The organism is Shimia abyssi, from assembly GCF_003014475.1.
GTDB classification, from domain to species: domain Bacteria; phylum Pseudomonadota; class Alphaproteobacteria; order Rhodobacterales; family Rhodobacteraceae; genus Shimia; species Shimia abyssi.
The window spans coordinates 27,862-42,619 of record NZ_PYGJ01000001.1 but is presented as its reverse complement, the minus strand read 5'-3'; the positions used below and the strand labels follow the sequence as shown (position 1 = coordinate 42,619).

The 14,758-nt window shown below is 54.7% G+C and carries 15 protein-coding genes; 7 read left to right on the top strand and 8 right to left on the bottom strand.

The features are described from left to right. Nucleotides 1-65: 65 nt before the first annotated feature. The 6 genes from CLV88_RS00230 to CLV88_RS00210 all read right to left on the bottom strand — a co-directional run bounded on the left by CLV88_RS00230 (nucleotide 66) and on the right by CLV88_RS00210 (nucleotide 5,133). Complete coding sequence (locus CLV88_RS00230) at nucleotides 66-1,250, bottom strand: vWA domain-containing protein (RefSeq protein ID WP_106606371.1); 1,185 nt, start codon at nucleotides 1,248-1,250, stop codon at nucleotides 66-68. Between the two features lie 4 nt (nucleotides 1,251-1,254). Beyond that, nucleotides 1,255-1,422 (bottom strand): hypothetical protein, encoded by a 168-nt coding sequence (locus tag CLV88_RS22910; RefSeq protein ID WP_165798774.1) that lies wholly within the window; start codon nucleotides 1,420-1,422, stop codon nucleotides 1,255-1,257. Between the two features lie 6 nt (nucleotides 1,423-1,428). Next, a complete protein-coding gene (locus CLV88_RS00225; RefSeq protein WP_106606370.1) occupies nucleotides 1,429-2,793 on the bottom strand; it encodes a DUF2927 domain-containing protein in 1,365 nt (454 codons plus the stop codon). Then, nucleotides 2,790-3,245, bottom strand: coding sequence for a GNAT family N-acetyltransferase (locus CLV88_RS00220; protein WP_106606369.1), 456 nt, complete (start codon nucleotides 3,243-3,245; stop codon nucleotides 2,790-2,792). The genes CLV88_RS00225 and CLV88_RS00220 overlap by 4 nt, the downstream gene beginning before the upstream one ends. A 121-nt stretch (nucleotides 3,246-3,366) precedes the next feature. After that, nucleotides 3,367-4,269, bottom strand: coding sequence for an AEC family transporter (locus tag CLV88_RS00215; protein WP_106606368.1), 903 nt, complete (start codon nucleotides 4,267-4,269; stop codon nucleotides 3,367-3,369). A gap of 24 nt (nucleotides 4,270-4,293) precedes the next feature. Continuing rightward, a complete protein-coding gene (locus tag CLV88_RS00210) occupies nucleotides 4,294-5,133 on the bottom strand; it encodes an AAA family ATPase (protein WP_106606367.1) in 840 nt (279 codons plus the stop codon). Between the two features lie 199 nt (nucleotides 5,134-5,332). On the opposite strand from CLV88_RS00210, the gene dksA reads away from it, so the two are divergent. Continuing rightward, the gene (dksA, locus tag CLV88_RS00205) at nucleotides 5,333-5,755 is read left to right on the top strand and encodes an RNA polymerase-binding protein DksA (RefSeq protein ID WP_106606366.1); all 423 of its coding nucleotides are present in this window, start codon (nucleotides 5,333-5,335) and stop codon (nucleotides 5,753-5,755) included. Nucleotides 5,756-5,826: 71 nt separating this feature from the next. Continuing rightward, nucleotides 5,827-6,999, top strand: coding sequence for an FAD-dependent monooxygenase (locus CLV88_RS00200; RefSeq protein ID WP_106607027.1), 1,173 nt, complete (start codon nucleotides 5,827-5,829; stop codon nucleotides 6,997-6,999). A 107-nt stretch (nucleotides 7,000-7,106) separates the two neighbouring features. On the opposite strand, the gene xth is transcribed toward CLV88_RS00200, so the two are convergent. Continuing rightward, nucleotides 7,107-7,886 carry an exodeoxyribonuclease III gene (gene xth, locus CLV88_RS00195; protein WP_106606365.1) on the bottom strand — a complete coding sequence of 260 codons (780 nt, stop codon included), beginning with the start codon at nucleotides 7,884-7,886 and terminating at the stop codon, nucleotides 7,107-7,109. A 481-nt stretch (nucleotides 7,887-8,367) separates the two neighbouring features. Here xth and CLV88_RS00190 point away from each other — a divergent pair, with 481 nt between their 5' ends. From CLV88_RS00190 to CLV88_RS00180, 3 genes are all read left to right on the top strand, one after another. Further along, nucleotides 8,368-9,225, top strand: coding sequence for a DUF6749 family protein (locus tag CLV88_RS00190; RefSeq protein ID WP_165798773.1), 858 nt, complete (start codon nucleotides 8,368-8,370; stop codon nucleotides 9,223-9,225). A gap of 66 nt (nucleotides 9,226-9,291) precedes the next feature. Continuing rightward, nucleotides 9,292-10,368 carry a DUF6902 family protein gene (locus CLV88_RS00185; RefSeq protein WP_106606363.1) on the top strand — a complete coding sequence of 359 codons (1,077 nt, stop codon included), beginning with the start codon at nucleotides 9,292-9,294 and terminating at the stop codon, nucleotides 10,366-10,368. Next, complete coding sequence (locus CLV88_RS00180) at nucleotides 10,368-11,318, top strand: DMT family transporter (RefSeq protein ID WP_106606362.1); 951 nt, start codon at nucleotides 10,368-10,370, stop codon at nucleotides 11,316-11,318. Before CLV88_RS00185 ends, CLV88_RS00180 begins: the two co-directional genes overlap by 1 nt. Here CLV88_RS00180 and CLV88_RS00175 read toward each other — a convergent pair whose 3' ends face one another. Continuing rightward, nucleotides 11,319-11,642 carry a HesB/IscA family protein gene (locus tag CLV88_RS00175; protein WP_106606361.1) on the bottom strand — a complete coding sequence of 108 codons (324 nt, stop codon included), beginning with the start codon at nucleotides 11,640-11,642 and terminating at the stop codon, nucleotides 11,319-11,321. Between the two features lie 98 nt (nucleotides 11,643-11,740). Here CLV88_RS00175 and CLV88_RS00170 point away from each other — a divergent pair, with 98 nt between their 5' ends. Beyond that, the gene (locus tag CLV88_RS00170; RefSeq protein ID WP_106606360.1) at nucleotides 11,741-12,880 is read left to right on the top strand and encodes a deoxyguanosinetriphosphate triphosphohydrolase; all 1,140 of its coding nucleotides are present in this window, start codon (nucleotides 11,741-11,743) and stop codon (nucleotides 12,878-12,880) included. A gap of 57 nt (nucleotides 12,881-12,937) precedes the next feature. Beyond that, nucleotides 12,938-14,683: an arginine--tRNA ligase gene (argS, locus tag CLV88_RS00165; RefSeq protein ID WP_106606359.1), complete on the top strand. Its 1,746-nt coding sequence runs from the start codon at nucleotides 12,938-12,940 to the stop codon at nucleotides 14,681-14,683. The last annotated feature ends 75 nt before the right edge of the window (nucleotides 14,684-14,758 follow it).

Below are 14,758 nucleotides of genomic sequence, written 5' to 3'. Positions count from 1 at the left end.
TACCATGGCCGTAATGCTTGGCATACGTGGACTTTATTAATGTATCAGCCACAGCGAATGGCGGTTTAGCGGGTCAATTCCCGCATACCGCGTTCGAGCCCCTCTAGGGTCATGGGGACCATACGGTTCTCAAAAATCTCACGGATCATATTGATGGATTGTGTGTATTGCCAATGCCGTTCCGGGATGGGGTTGATCCAGAGGTTGGAGCCCCATTGTTCGCGAGCGCGTTCCAGCCAGACTTGACCAGCTTCGGCATTCCAGTGCTCGTTGGCGCCACCCGGATAGGCAACCTCGTAAGGTGACATGGAGGCGTCGCCAACGAAAATGCATTTATAATCAGGGCCATAAGTCCGCAAGACCTCGTGTGTTGGGGTTTGCGCGTTCCACCGGCGGCGATTGTCGCGCCAGACACCTTCGTACAGGCAGTTGTGAAAATAATAATATTCCAGATGCTTGAACTCAGCCCGGGCGGCGGAGAACAGTTCTTGGACAACCTTTATGTAAGGGTCCATCGAACCGCCCACATCCAGGAACAACAGAACCTTGACCGCGTTGTGGCGCTCGGGGCGGGTTTTGACGTCAAGATACCCGTTTTCAGCGGTGGCGCGGATGGTGCCGTTCAGGTCTAACTCTTCTGCGGCCCCTTCGCGGGCCCAGCTGCGCAGACGTTTGAGTGCGACTTTGATATTGCGGGTGCCGAGCTCGACTGTGTCGTCAAAATTTTTGAATTCACGCTTGTCCCAAACCTTGACCGCGCGTTGGTGGCGGCTTTCCTTTTGGCCGATGCGCACCCCTTCGGGATTGTAGCCGTAGGCCCCAAAGGGTGACGTCCCAGCGGTGCCAATCCATTTATTGCCACCCTGATGGCGGCCTTCCTGATCCTTGAGCCGCTCCTTGAGGGTTTCCATTAGTTTGTCAAAGCCACCGAGGCTTTCAATTTCGGCCATCTCTTCGGGGGAGAGATGTTTCTCAGCCATCTTGCGAATCCACTCTTCGGGGATGTCGACGGCCTCAAGAACCTCTTCTATGGAAATGTTGCCCAGCCCTTCGAAGGTTGAGGCAAAGGCGCGGTCGAACTTGTCTATGTTACGCTCGTCTTTGACCATGATGGTGCGGGCGAGGTAGTAAAACGCCTCTACATCATAAGTGGCGAGGCCAGCGCGCAGGCCCTGTAGAAATCCGAGGAATTCGCGCAGCGAGACGGGAACACCGCTGGATCGCAAATTATCGAAAAACCTCAGGAACATAGGGTTACATGCTCATGCGGTGGATGAAGATTGTGACGAACATACCAATAATGGCAAAAGCAATCGCGTAAACGGCGGCATATTGCAGGATATCGAGGCGTTTCCCGCCACGTTTCTTGGCCAGCCCGCCGCCGATGATGACGCCCAGAACGATACCGATAATGACAAACATGATGCGTCAGAAGCTCCCCTTGATCGGGCTGAGCGAGGCGATTTCGCGCAATTTGGAGCGCACTGCCCAGTCCGGACCAAATCCGTATCGCGCCCAGCCCAAACTGTCCAGACGCACATTTGCCGCCTCTTGGTGTTTGCCTGAAAGTTCCAGTGCTTCGGCGCGCAGCAGCATAAGAGTGGACAAAAGCGCAGCGTTTTCAAACTGAGCGGCGGGGGCGAGTTGTGGGTTGATGCGTTCCAGCGCTTCTTGGCTGCGACCTGCGGAGATGGCGTGGGCCGAAAGCTGGGTTGCAACAAACGCGCGGTGCGGGCCGAATTGCGATACGGTGGCATAGGCGCGGTCTGCCTGTAGGAAATGGGTATGCGCGGTGTTGATATCCTGACCTTGCGACAAGCGGCCCATGGCGTAATGCGAGAATCCAAGGCGGTGATCCTGCCATCCTTCGGATTGGGCAATGTCGAGAGCTTGACGCGCGGCAATACGGCGTCCAGCAGGCGTGGTGCCGGGGCCGAGGGCCGTTTGTACAGCATCAATCCACGAACGCGGCGTTGAGCGCAATGGCCGCGAAGGGATGTTTTGGCCCTGCGGGTTGATACGGGAAAGGATCGCGGGAAGCTGTGCCGCAACCTGATCACGTGTCATGCCGGTATGCAGCGCGGGATCGTAAAACGCGCGCAGGATGGTCATATCGAATCCAGTAAGCACCGCATGAATATTGTCATCATTGAAAACGCTGTCGGGCAGGCGGTAGAGATCGTTCAGCGGGCCGAGCGCCTGTGCCAACTCTTCATGAAGGCAATCGCGCGCCTCTTGGGGGCTGGTGTCATTTGGCAGGAATATCGCCAGCTTTTCGCGGGATTCCAAGAGAGCCCAGTTGGTCTGGGCCTTGCGGCGCGCGGATTTGTATTGCGACAAGTTCGATATGTTGGGCACAACAAAACACGCGGCTTGTGGCAGAGCGCGTCGGATGTCGCGGCGAGACACGGTTTGGATCGTGATGTTGGCGTTGCGGTCATTGACCAGCCGAATGTCGATCCGCGCCTCGTTGCGCAAACGTGTGATCAGGCGATTGAGGTCAGGCATCAGCCCGGTGGGTGTTTTACCGGTGACGCGAACAGTGATCGGGCCTTCAAAGCGGGTCAAGATGGTGAGTTCGCGCCCGCTTTCAAGCTCAAACGCCAAGTCAAGAAAATCGCGGGCAATGTCCCGGTTGGATCGGGAGGCCGGAATGGGGCGCGGTGTGGCAAAGCTCTTCATCGGTGGAAGCGTGGAATCAGCAACAGCCGCGCGGGTGGGCGTGTCTATTTGACCCGACGGGGCGCAGGCGCCCAAGGCAACAAGAACTGGAATAACAAAACGAAATTTCACGGGCGATTATACCGAATAAAAGGTGTCAATTTGCCCACGCGATCGTAAAGCTGGCGGGCGGTGGTGTTAAAATCTTGTGTGAGCCAATAGACTGATGGAGCGCCAGCAGCGTCTGCCGCAGCATAGACAGCTTCGATCAGTCGGCGGCCTATGCCGGTTCCGCGCACATTAGGATCGGCATACAAGTCTTGCAAATAACAGACATTTTCAACTTTCCACGCGTGGCGATGGAACATGTAATGTGTAAAGCCAACTAGGTGCCCATCCTGTTCTGCAACCAGGCAGGAAAAGTCTTGGGGATCGTCGCCCAAAAGGCGCGCCCAGGTGGATTGGTAAACCTCTTCTGGCACAGATGTTTCATAAAATTGCAAATAGGCAGTCCATAGGTGACGCCAGTCTGCCTCATCAGAGGAGCGCAGCGCGCGGATCGTTGGGGTTTTGGCGGTTGCCATTAATGGAATGTCCTGCTCGCTGCGATCACTAATTGTTTGTTGAGGGTACCATAAGACGGGGCTGGGGCAAGAATGTGAAGCGCTTTCGGCTTTCGCGCGGCGGTTGTTGGGTACGTTCCTGTCAGGTCAGAACTGCGAGTGACAATACGGAGAGTAAAGTAGAGATCAGAATGGCCTTGGCGATGGTTTCGCTCTGCACATTATATTGTGTCGCAATAACAAATGGCATCGCACCGCAAGGACCGGCTGCGATGAGAAAGGGGATCAGCGCAGAAAGCCCCTCGGAGGTGACAACCTGTTGTCCAAGTTTAAACAATGTAGGCTGAAGCGCGAGCTTGGTTCCGACGAGGATCCACATCATTGTGCCAAGCCGATTCAGTGGCGCCGCGGCCAACACAATCCCGAGCGCAAAGAGGGAGGTCGGCGCGGCGGCGGCTCCGGCAAAATGGGTGAAGGTGTGAATGCCGGAGGGCACGAGATTTGGCAAATTCCACGCAGCGACACCCAAAACTGGTGCGTACACAAATGGATTGCGGGATAGAGATCGCAGCGCGCGGGCCGGATTGGCTGCGCCAGTGCCAAACAATTCAACCAAAAACACGGTGGAACAAAAAATGATCGCATCCCCGATCACGATTCCAGAGAATGGCAGCGCGGCGTCGGGGCCATAAAGTTCAGTGGATATGGGCAGTACAAAAAAGATGTGGTTGGAAAACCCGGCGGCCATGCCTAGCAGAATGGCTTCGCCCAACGGGCGCGAGAAGCCAAACCGTGCAACACAGAAAATAATAGTATAAACAATAACTTCGCAGGCGAAGTAAAGGCGCACAACCGCCCAGTCTATACCGCTGGTCGGGGCGGAGGCGATAACGGAAAAGACAAGCGCAGGTGCAGCCAAGTAAAAAACAAAGCGATTGATGGCACTGGCCTGTGCGATCTCCATCGCGCCGCTGCGAGCCAAAACATAGCCAAGCACCAGAACCGCAAAGATTGGAATTATCGGGTCGGCAAAAGCGTTTAGCATGTGGCCGCCCCGATCTTTGTCACGTTAACGACCGGACCGCGCCATAAAGGCTAGACGTTCGAACAAATGCACGTCCTGTTCGTTTTTTAGCAACGCACCATGCAATTTAGGTAGGGCATTGGAACCATCTCGCTTGAGATCCTCGGGATCGAGGTCTTCGGCCAACAGCAACTTTAGCCAGTCGATCACTTCCGACGTGGAAGGCTTTTTCTTAAGCCCGGCAGTGTCGCGGATCTCATAAAACTGGGTCAGGGCCGTTGTCAGTAAGGCGTCCTTGATGCCGGGGTGGTGCACTTCGACAATCTGTTTCATCGTGTCGGCGTCAGGAAATCGGATATAGTGAAAGAAACAGCGACGCAAAAATGCGTCTGGCAGCTCTTTTTCATTGTTAGAGGTGATGATGATGATCGGGCGATGCTTGGCGCGAATGGTTTCGCCGGTCTCGTAGACGTGGAACTCCATCTTATCGAGTTCCTGCAAGAGATCATTGGGAAACTCGATATCAGCCTTATCGATTTCATCGATCAGTAGAACGACTTTTTCGTCTGCGTCGAACGCATCCCAAAGCTTTCCGCGTTTTATGTAGTTTGCAATATCATACACACGTTCGTCTCCCAGCTGACTGTCGCGCAGACGGGACACGGCGTCATACTCATAGAGACCTTGTTGGGCGCGTGTTGTGGATTTGACGTTCCATTCGATCATGCGCAGGCCAAGTGCCGATGCGACCTGACGTGCAAGTTCGGTTTTTCCGGTGCCAGGTTCGCCCTTAACCAGAAGAGGACGCTCGAGTGTGACGGCTGCGTTGACCGCAATTGTCAGGTCCTCGGTTGCCACGTAATCGCTGGTGCCATTGAATTTCATGGAAAAAACCCCGCCCGGTTGCCTGTTTTCTATTCGCTCCGCCCGGCACCCTATCCTGAACATATTTTGTCCGCAATGCACTGTTAAGAGGTAGTGACAATCCCTGATCAAAGGGGTATTTGCAGGCCCAGAGAAGGGGGGTTCGATGTCTGAAGTTACTATTACACCACGAGACGTTGGCCGCGATGAGGGAGCAGAAATGAAAGCAGAAACTTTCCTGCCCGACGATTACCGTCCCGCAGAAGACGAGCCGTTCATGAATGAGCGACAGGTGGAATATTTCCGCCGCAAGTTGCTTCACTGGAGAGACGAACTGTTGGCGGGAAGCCGCGACACGATCGAAGGGTTGCAGGACAGTACCCGCAATATCCCCGATGTGGCCGACCGCGCCAGTGAAGAAACGGACCGGGCGCTTGAATTACGCACCCGCGACCGCCAGCGCAAGCTGGTGCTTAAGATCGACGCGGCGTTGCGCCGGATCGATGAGGGTGAATACGGATATTGCGACGTGACGGGAGAGCCGATTTCACTCAAACGTCTGGACGCGCGTCCCATTGCAACCATGAGCCTCGAAGCGCAGGAGCGCCACGAGCGCCGGGAAAAAGTGCATCGCGACGACTGATTTCGCGGTCATTTGAGAAAATCGAAGCGCCGGGGCTTTTGCTCCGGCGTTTTTCGTTTCATATGGCCGACATGGATTTGAACGGTTTGAAAATACGTATTCTGGGCGCTGGCATTGGCGGATTGACAGCGGCGATCGCCTTGCGCCAGCGCGGCGGGGACGTGGCCATATTGGAACAGGCCGAGGCGATTACCGAAGTGGGGGCCGGTTTGCAGGTGAGCCCAAACGGTGTTGCGGTGCTGCGCGCGTTGGGGCTGGAGGATCAACTGGCATCGCGCGCGGTTCGGGCCGAGGCGGTTGAGTTGCGCGACTACGCGGGCGGCAAACTGGTGGCGCGGTTGGATCTGGGGCTGATGCCGGAGGATGCGCGATACTATTTTGTGCATCGCGCGGATTTGATTGACCTTTTGGCTGGCGCAGCGCGCGATGCGGGCGTGAAGGTGCGGTTGTTGCAAAAGGTTGCCGAAGTGGTGCCGGGATCAAGCCCGGTTGCGCGAATGGCAAATGGCGCAGAGGCCAAGGCACAATTGATAATAGGGGCGGACGGGCTGCATTCGAAGTCACGGTCTGCACTGAATGGAACGGTGGCCCCGTTCTTCACCCGGCAGGTTGCATGGCGCGCAACCGTGCCAAATACGATGGACCACGGTCCGGTGGCGCAGGTGCATATGGGGCCGCGCCGCCATATCGTGACCTATCCGTTGCGGGGCGGAGCGCTGGTGAACATGGTGGCAGTGCAAGAGCGGCAATCATGGGTCGAAGAGGGATGGCATATTGCGGATGATCCGAACAAACTGCGCGCACGGTTTGCAGATTTCGGCGGTCAGGCGCGCGCGGTTCTGAACGCGGTTTCAGATGTGCGTCAATGGGGATTGTTCCGCCACCCGGTGGCACCGATCTGGCAAAAGGACAATGTAGCACTATTGGGGGATGCGGCGCATCCAACGCTGCCGTTTATGGCGCAGGGCGCGGTCATGGCGATGGAAGATGCGTGGGTTTTAGGCGACGCGTTGGCAAAGGCACCCGACATCAACACAGGGCTGGCGCAATATCAACAGCGCCGTCAGGACCGGGTTGCGCGGGTGGTTGATGCGGCGTCCGGAAATGCCTGGAAATATCATTTGAGTTTTACACCGGTCCGCATGGCGGCGCATTTTGGATTACGCGCAGCATCCATATTGGCACCAGGGCGGATGATGGGGCAGTTTGACTGGATCTATCGTCACGATGTGACAACGGACTAAACCGAAAACACGTAAATTTTTGGATTTATCTAAATGAGTGCCTGTCGGCACACAGGTTTAGCATAGGACTGCATGGCGCAATCCTATGCGGAATTGGTGTTTGGGGATTAGGCTGCAAGATCAACCCAGACCGGAACATGGTCGGATGGCTTAGAGCGGCCCCGTTCTTCTTTGTCTATTTGGCAGTCGAGCAATAGATCGGCACATTGCGGCGAAAGCAGGAAGTGATCAATGCGAATACCGTCGTTGCGATCCCAAGACCCGGCCTGGTAATCCCAAAAGGAATAATGGCCGGCGTTGGAAGTGCAGGCGCGAAATGCTTCGGTTAGTCCGAGGTTGAGAAGACGGCGGAATGCGGCGCGGCTTTGGGGTAATCCAAGCGCGTCGGAATGCCACGCATCCGGCCGGGTTGCATCTTCGTCTTGGGGGATAACGTTATAGTCTCCGGCCATGAGGAATGGCTCTTCTGTGGCTAGAAGAGTTTCTGCCCGTGCGATCAAGCGTTCCATCCATGCAAGTTTATAATCATATTTTGGCCCGGGCGTTGGATTGCCGTTTGGTAGATATAGTCCGCAAACGCGTATTGGCGTTTCTGCCATAACTGTCGCCTCGATATAGCGCGCCTGTTCATCAGTGTCGTCGCCCGGCAGGCCTCGTTTGACGTCTTCGAGCGGGATCTTGGACAATATTGCGACGCCGTTGAAGCTTTTTTGTCCATGGGTTTCAACTTGATAGCCGAGATTTTCGAAAATTTCACGCGGGAAGTTCTCGTCAATGGATTTGATTTCCTGAAGGAGCGCGACGTCTGGCTTTGCTTCTTCGAGCCAACGCGGCAACGTTTCAAACCGTGCTTTGACTCCATTGATGTTGAAAGTTGCAATTTTCATCGCGCTTCCTCTGAATTTGTACAGTCGCCTGTTGCCGTGCCAGAATGACTCAGTCGTAGCTGGTCGATTGTCTGGCGCAACTATCGGCTGGAAGTGAGGAGACGGCAAGTACCTCTCTGCCAAAACCAGTCTGCTTAATGAATGAAGCCAGATCGAATAGCGCGCGGAAATTGCATCCAACTCGAGCATGGAATCACTCGGATTCGGTGGCCGAATGAAGGTGAAAATGACCGGGGATTCGCAGGTGACGCCAGTTCGATTCTCTCAATTTGAGTCGAAATGTGGCAAGAAAGTGGCATCAAAATGGCAAAAATTTGCAGGCGCGAATTGGAGGTAAATAAGAAATTAAAACAGAATATTACGAGGTGAACTTAAAGTAATCGTTTAATCAAATAACTCGCTAAGCTAGAAAAATAGTTTTGAAAAACACGGAATGGGTGCAAGCGTTAAGGGGCTCGAAACATCAACTGGGAATTCAAAAATGCTCTCGAAAAAATCTAACGAAATGATTAACGAAACCTTTTCACAGCGTTCGGTACGTTCCACACAAGCAAGCCCCTTAGACGGCGATTTCACTGAAATGTTCACTTCCGGACTGTCTGCGGACATGGCTGGCGATGCATTGACAGGAGCCGACACAGCTCTGTTTACAAGCGGGCTTGTGCAGATGTTCACCAGCGGACTTGCCCCATCCGCAACCGCCGAAACAGTATCTGGAGAAGGTCTGGAAATGTTCACATCCGGCCTGTCGGCAAGCGGCACGTCCGCAGAAACCGGTGACTCAGTAGAAATGTTTACGTCTGGTTTGGTTCAAATGTTTACATCCGGTCTGGCCCCCAAGGAAACTGCCGAAGCGTCCAATGGCGATGGGCTGGAAATGTTTACATCCGGCCTTTCGGCACGTGGCACATCGGCAGAAGACGGTGACGCGGTTGAAATGTTCACAAGTGGACTTGTTCAAATGTTCACCAGCGGCCTGGCACCCAGCGAAAAAGCGGATGTGACCAATGGCGATGGACTGGAACTGTTTACGTCCGGGCTGTCGGCAAGAAGCACATCCGCGGAAACTGGTGACTCGGTAGAGATGTTTACGTCCGGTCTGGTTCAAATGTTCACATCCGGTCTGGCCCCCAAGGAAACTGCCGAAGCGTCCAATGGCGAAGGGCTGGAAATGTTCACATCCGGCCTGTCGGCAAGTGGCACATCCGCAGAAGACGGTGACGCGGTTGAAATGTTCACAAGCGGCCTTGTTCAAATGTTCACCAGCGGTCTGGCCCCACGTGAGGGTGCAAAAGCTGAAGCTGGCGAAGGCGCCGAGCTTTTCACTTCTGGCCTTTAAGTCGGTGCTAGGGAACGGGGCGCATGTGTGCCTTGTGATGAACAAAATGAACAAGGAAGTTTTGTGATGTCAAATGTCGTGCAACTGATCGTCCCGTCCCAGCGGCAAGAACCTGCAGAGCGCCACGCGGCGCTCATGCAGAGCTTTGCCAAACATCGTCGCTTTGGGGATGACGTGTTTTGGCTTAAGGAAAATGCCGAGCTGCTAAACATTTTGGAGTGTACCCAAGCAAATGTGGGGGACGCAGCTCTGAGCATTTATTCCGGATACTATGAAAATGTAGAAAAACGGCTTCAGTTTTTCCCTCAATACTATCGGTTTTTGTTGTCGATCTGTCTGGATCTAGAAGACCTGGGCATGGCGGGCAACAAGGGTGAGGTATTATCAAAATGGGTTGCGGAGCAAGGGTTCGCGCAAGCGGAGTTGTCAGATTTGCAACGGATGGAAGCGCGCCGGTTGATGGCGCGCAGGGGAATAGATCCGCTGCCGGAAGATGGCGGATTGGAAGAGCGTATGCGTCGATTTATGTCTCGTTCAGCTACTTTCGCGATGCCCAACAAGAAAGCAGCTTATGAGCTGACTCATGCAGTGTTCTATCTGTCAGAGTATGGGCGAATTGATCCTGTGCTGTGTGCAGAAACTGCAAAGTCATTGGAATTCATAGGTTTACTGGCTTTTCTTGAACAGAACGCAGATCTGTTGGCCGAAGTTGTCGTCGCCTTGAAATTTGGAGATTTGCCGGTTCCGGAGCTGTGGGAAAACTGGCTTTTGCGCCATACTGCGATGTTTGAGATCGAAAGTGGTGATCACGTGGCTCAGCAGGATGATTACCATGAGTATCTAGTGTGCAACTGGATGTTAGCAGCGACCGATCGGAAGCCGTTTAACAGGGCCTTCGATGCTGAGCGTATGGGGTTTTTCAAGCCTGTGGGGGCAGGTGGCCCGCTGCGGGAACTGTCGGAATGCATGTATCGCATGGATGAGGACAGATCTGGAAACTGGGACAAGATGCGCGAACCTGTGTTGGAAACGCTGAGCCCGGATGCGCAGTTGATCATGACTTGTGCAGAGAACTCTTGCGATTCATTTGATGAGTTTTTTCAGGGGTTTGCGCGAGCTTCTTCACTAGTGGGGGCGTCGTGATGTTAAGCAGGCGGGCAACGTTAGTCGGCACCGCATTGGTGGTGCTCTATACGATGATGATTTCCGGGGCGGATGCGATTACCAAGCTGATCGCCTCGGGCTATGCAGCGCCGCAGTTGTTTGTGGTGTCAGGATTTCTGGTGGTCGCGCTGAGCTGGGGAGCTGCGCGGCTTAAAGGCGAGGGGCAGAGTTTGAGGACGATCTGCCCAAAAGCCATGGCAATGCGCTCGGCGTTAACCGTGGTTGGGTCGGTTGCGTTTTTTCATGCATTCCGGTTGCTGCCCCTCGCTGAAGTGTTTGTTTTCATAGGCATGATGCCGATATTCGCCGGATTATTCTCGGCTCCAATTCTTCATGAACACGTCCGACCGATGGCCTGGGCCGCTTTGTGTGCGGGGTTTGTGGGCATGTTGTGTCTGTTTCCGGGCGGCATTTCCACTGTGTCCACGGGGTATTTGGTGGCGCTTTTTGCATGTGTTTGCGGTACATTGTCGTTGGTGCTGGCCCGCTATATCGGGCAGCATGAGAACAATTCGCTGGCACAGGTGTTTTACCCGAATCTGTCTCTGGCTGTTGTTATGGCGGCTGTTTTGCCGTTTGTTTTCAAACCGATGCCTATCACAGATGTGATGTGGATGCTGGCATATGGCGTTCTGCTGTTTGCGGCGCGATGGCTTTCAGTGATCGCGCTGCGCCTGATGGCTGCTTATACGGTAACGCCGCTGATGAATTTGCAGTTTGTATGGATGGTGGTTCTGGGCGCACTCTTCTTTGGTGAGTTTCCTGCTCTGCACATTTACTTGGGCGTTAGTATTGTGATCGGTTCGGGTGTATTCCTTGTGTATGATCAGATGCAGCCCGAAGGCGTACCTTACCCGTGGGTTGGCCGTTTTAAGCTGGCGTTGGAACGTTGGGGATATACGCGAGCTTCGACGCGTAGCAGTTTGTAATTACATAGAAAAGCTTGTGCCGCATCCACACGAGCTTGTGGCGTTCGGGTTGTCGATGACAAACCGGGCGCCAATCAATTCGTCGGTGAAATCAATCACTGCGTCTGTCAGAAATGGCAAGGATACAGCGTCGACCAGCACCTTTTCGCCGTCCTTCTCGAGAACCAAATCGTCATCTTTCTGAGCGTCCAGCGAGATCTCGTATTGAAAGCCTGAACACCCTCCACCTTCGACCGCGACACGCAGCGCCTGACCCTGAGATGCGGCACCGATTTCGGCAAGTCGGGCATAGGCCCGTTCAGTCACTTTAGGAGGCAGTTGCATTTTGTCACCTGACAACAGTTTCGCGCGATTTGCCCGGTTCTACCCGGACGCAAACTGCAATATAGAGGGGGTCAGGACAGGCTACAAGGACCAGCGACATGGTTGCGCCCTATGCCTCTGATCCGGGACACGCCAGGGGACGGCGTTTTCCGGAGGAGGAAAGCAGTTTTCGGTCGTGTTTTCAACGCGATCGGGACCGAATAATACATGCCAGCGCGTTCCGGCGGCTGAAGCATAAGACGCAAGTGTTCGTCGAGCACGAAGGGGATTATTTCCGCACGCGTCTGACCCATTCTATTGAAGTTGCCCAAGTGGCTCGGACAATTTCGGGCGCCTTGGGGCTCAATCAGGAATTGACCGAGGCGGTGGCGCTGGCGCATGACCTTGGGCACACGCCGTTTGGCCACACAGGAGAAGATGCGCTGGACGCGCTGATGGCGCCCTTTGGCGGGTTTGATCACAACGCGCAGGCAGTGCGGATCGTGACGTCGCTAGAGAGGCATTATGCTGAGTTTGATGGGTTGAACCTCACCTGGGAAACCCTTGAAGGAATTGCAAAACATAACGGTCCGGTGGTCGGAGAGTTGCCCTATGCGCTGGCCGATTACAACGCTGTGCATGACCTTGAATTGTACACCCATGCCGGCGCAGAAGCGCAAGTGGCGGCACTCGCCGATGACATTGCATACAACAATCACGATCTGCATGACGGATTGCGTGCTGGGCTGTTCAGTGAGGACGAGATTTGCGAGCTGCCAATTGTGGCAGATTGCTACGCTGAGGTGGATCTCAGATACCCGAAATTGGATCCGATCCGAAGACGCCACGAAGGGTTGCGGCGGGTGTTTGGTGTGATGGTGTCAGATGTGATTGACACCGCACGCGACAATCTGGCGGCAAGCGGTGCGCAATCAGTGGAGGATGTGCGAAACCTTGGGGTGCCGGTTGTGCAATTTACGCCGGAACTGTGGAGCCAGCTTAAAGAGATCCGAAAGTTTTTGTTCACGCGCATGTATCGCGCGCCTTCGGTTATCAAAATGCGGGAAGAAGTCACTGAAGTCGTTGAGGATTTGTTTCCGCTTTTGATAGAAAATCCGCTGCTGCTGCCTGAAACTTGGCATGATGACGTGCGCGGATGCGGGAACAAAACGGCGATCGCGCGTATGGTGAGCGACTATATTGCGGGCATGACGGATCGTTTTGCCTTGCAGGAGCACGCGCGGCTGATGGGCAAGTGACATTGACCTGACGGTATAGGGTGATAAACCCGAGCCAAATCTAAAAGGACGGGTTTGATGAACCTCTTTACCGAGATGCGCGCGCTAGTGATTGCCGCGCTGGAAAAAATGCAGACCGAAGGCACGCTGCCCGAGGGATTGAATTTTGCCAATGTTGCGGTGGAACCGCCACGTGATGCCGCCCATGGCGACATGGCGACCAATGCCGCAATGGTTTTGGCCAAACCGGCCAAGATGAAGCCGCGTGATATTGCCGAAGCGCTGGCATCAAAGCTGGCGGCTGATGTCCGAGTCACAAGTGCCGATGTCGCGGGGCCAGGGTTTTTGAACCTACGCCTTGCACCGGAGCTGTGGCAGGGGCTGGTCAAGGCAGCGCTGGAAGGTGGAGCTGATTTCGGGCGTTCAACTTTGGGACAGGGTGCCAAGGTAAACGTAGAATATGTGTCTGCTAACCCGACCGGCCCGCTGCATGTAGGGCACACACGGGGGGCCGTATTTGGCGATGCGTTGGCGAGCCTGTTGGACTTTGTCGGCTTTAATGTGACACGCGAATACTACATCAACGACGGTGGTGCGCAGGTCGATGTTCTCGCGAGATCTGTATATTTACGTTATCTCGAGGCACACGGCGAGGCGGTTGAATTTCCGGATGGAACGTATCCTGGTGAGTACCTGGTCGAGGTTGGTCAGGCGTTGAAGGCGAAAGTCGGCGCTGAATATGTGGGACAGCCCGAGGATGTCTGGCTTGTGCCGGTTCGTGAGTATGCGACAGAGGCGATGATGGACCTGATCCGCGCTGACCTTAAGGCGCTGGGTGTAGAGATGGATGTCTTCTACTCGGAAAAATCGCTCTATGGAACCGGCCAGATTGAGGCGGCGTTGGCGTCGCTGGAGGCCAAGGGCCTGATCTATGAAGGTGTGCTGGAGCCGCCCAAGGGTAAAAAACCCGAAGATTGGGAACCGCGTGAGCAGACGTTGTTCAAGTCAACCGAGCATGGTGACGATGTGGACCGCCCGGTGAAAAAGTCAGACGGGGCATGGACCTATTTTGCGCCCGATATCGCGTATCATTATGACAAGGTTTCCAGAGACTTCGACGCGCTTATTGATGTGTTTGGTGCGGATCACGGTGGATATGTCAAGCGGATGAAAGCGGCGGTTTCGGCGCTGAGCGATGGCAAGGTGCCGCTGGATATCAAGCTAACGCAGCTGGTGAAGCTGTGGAAAAACGGCGAGCCGTTTAAGATGTCCAAACGGGCGGGGAATTTTGTCACTTTGCGCGACGTGGTCGATCAGGTCGGCGCGGATGTGACCCGCTTTGTGATGCTGACCCGCAAGAACGACGCCCCGCTGGACTTTGATTTCGACAAGGTTCTGGAACAATCCAAGGACAACCCGGTATTTTATGTGCAATACGCCCATGCGCGGGTGTGTTCGGTTCTGCGCAAGGCAGAAGAGGCTGGAATTACTTCGGATGAAGCTATGCTGATCGCGGCGGATCTGTCGAAACTGGACCACGCGGCAGAGCTTGATGTGGCCAAAAAACTGGCGGAATGGCCTCGGTTGGTTGAGATCGCGGGGCGTACAAACGAGCCGCACCGGGTGGCGTTTTATCTTTACGAATTGGCCAGCGAACTGCACGCGTTGTGGAACCGGGGCAATGACGATCCATCGTTGCGGTTCATTCAAGAGGGTGATGTTGCCACAAGTCAGGCGAAAATTGCGCTGGCACGTGCCGTTGCCGTTGTTATTTCCGCAGGTCTTGGTATTCTCGGCGTAACTCCCGCGCAGGAGATGCGATAAAACTGCACGTCGCGCGGGGTTATAGAGGCTAAGGCAAGATAACCCCGGCGACACTGAATCGCCGGCGCAGTGAGG

Bases quoted from the DNA above. Each gene is read 5' to 3' on its own strand.
- argS (WP_106606359.1), top strand. From the start codon at position 12,938: ATGAACCTCTTTACCGAGATGCGCGCGCTAGTGATTGCCGCGCTGGAA.
- CLV88_RS00215 (WP_106606368.1), bottom strand. From the start codon at position 4,269: ATGCTAAACGCTTTTGCCGACCCGATAATTCCAATCTTTGCGGTTCTG.
- xth (WP_106606365.1), bottom strand. From the start codon at position 7,886: ATGAAAATTGCAACTTTCAACATCAATGGAGTCAAAGCACGGTTTGAA.
- CLV88_RS22910 (WP_165798774.1), bottom strand. From the start codon at position 1,422: ATGTTTGTCATTATCGGTATCGTTCTGGGCGTCATCATCGGCGGCGGG.
- CLV88_RS00200 (WP_106607027.1), top strand. From the start codon at position 5,827: ATGGATTTGAACGGTTTGAAAATACGTATTCTGGGCGCTGGCATTGGC.
- CLV88_RS00220 (WP_106606369.1), bottom strand. From the start codon at position 3,245: ATGGCAACCGCCAAAACCCCAACGATCCGCGCGCTGCGCTCCTCTGAT.
- CLV88_RS00185 (WP_106606363.1), top strand. From the start codon at position 9,292: ATGTCAAATGTCGTGCAACTGATCGTCCCGTCCCAGCGGCAAGAACCT.
- CLV88_RS00180 (WP_106606362.1), top strand. From the start codon at position 10,368: ATGTTAAGCAGGCGGGCAACGTTAGTCGGCACCGCATTGGTGGTGCTC.
- CLV88_RS00170 (WP_106606360.1), top strand. From the start codon at position 11,741: ATGGTTGCGCCCTATGCCTCTGATCCGGGACACGCCAGGGGACGGCGT.
- CLV88_RS00210 (WP_106606367.1), bottom strand. From the start codon at position 5,133: ATGAAATTCAATGGCACCAGCGATTACGTGGCAACCGAGGACCTGACA.
- dksA (WP_106606366.1), top strand. From the start codon at position 5,333: ATGAAAGCAGAAACTTTCCTGCCCGACGATTACCGTCCCGCAGAAGAC.
- CLV88_RS00190 (WP_165798773.1), top strand. From the start codon at position 8,368: ATGCTCTCGAAAAAATCTAACGAAATGATTAACGAAACCTTTTCACAG.
- CLV88_RS00230 (WP_106606371.1), bottom strand. From the start codon at position 1,250: ATGTTCCTGAGGTTTTTCGATAATTTGCGATCCAGCGGTGTTCCCGTC.
- CLV88_RS00175 (WP_106606361.1), bottom strand. From the start codon at position 11,642: ATGCAACTGCCTCCTAAAGTGACTGAACGGGCCTATGCCCGACTTGCC.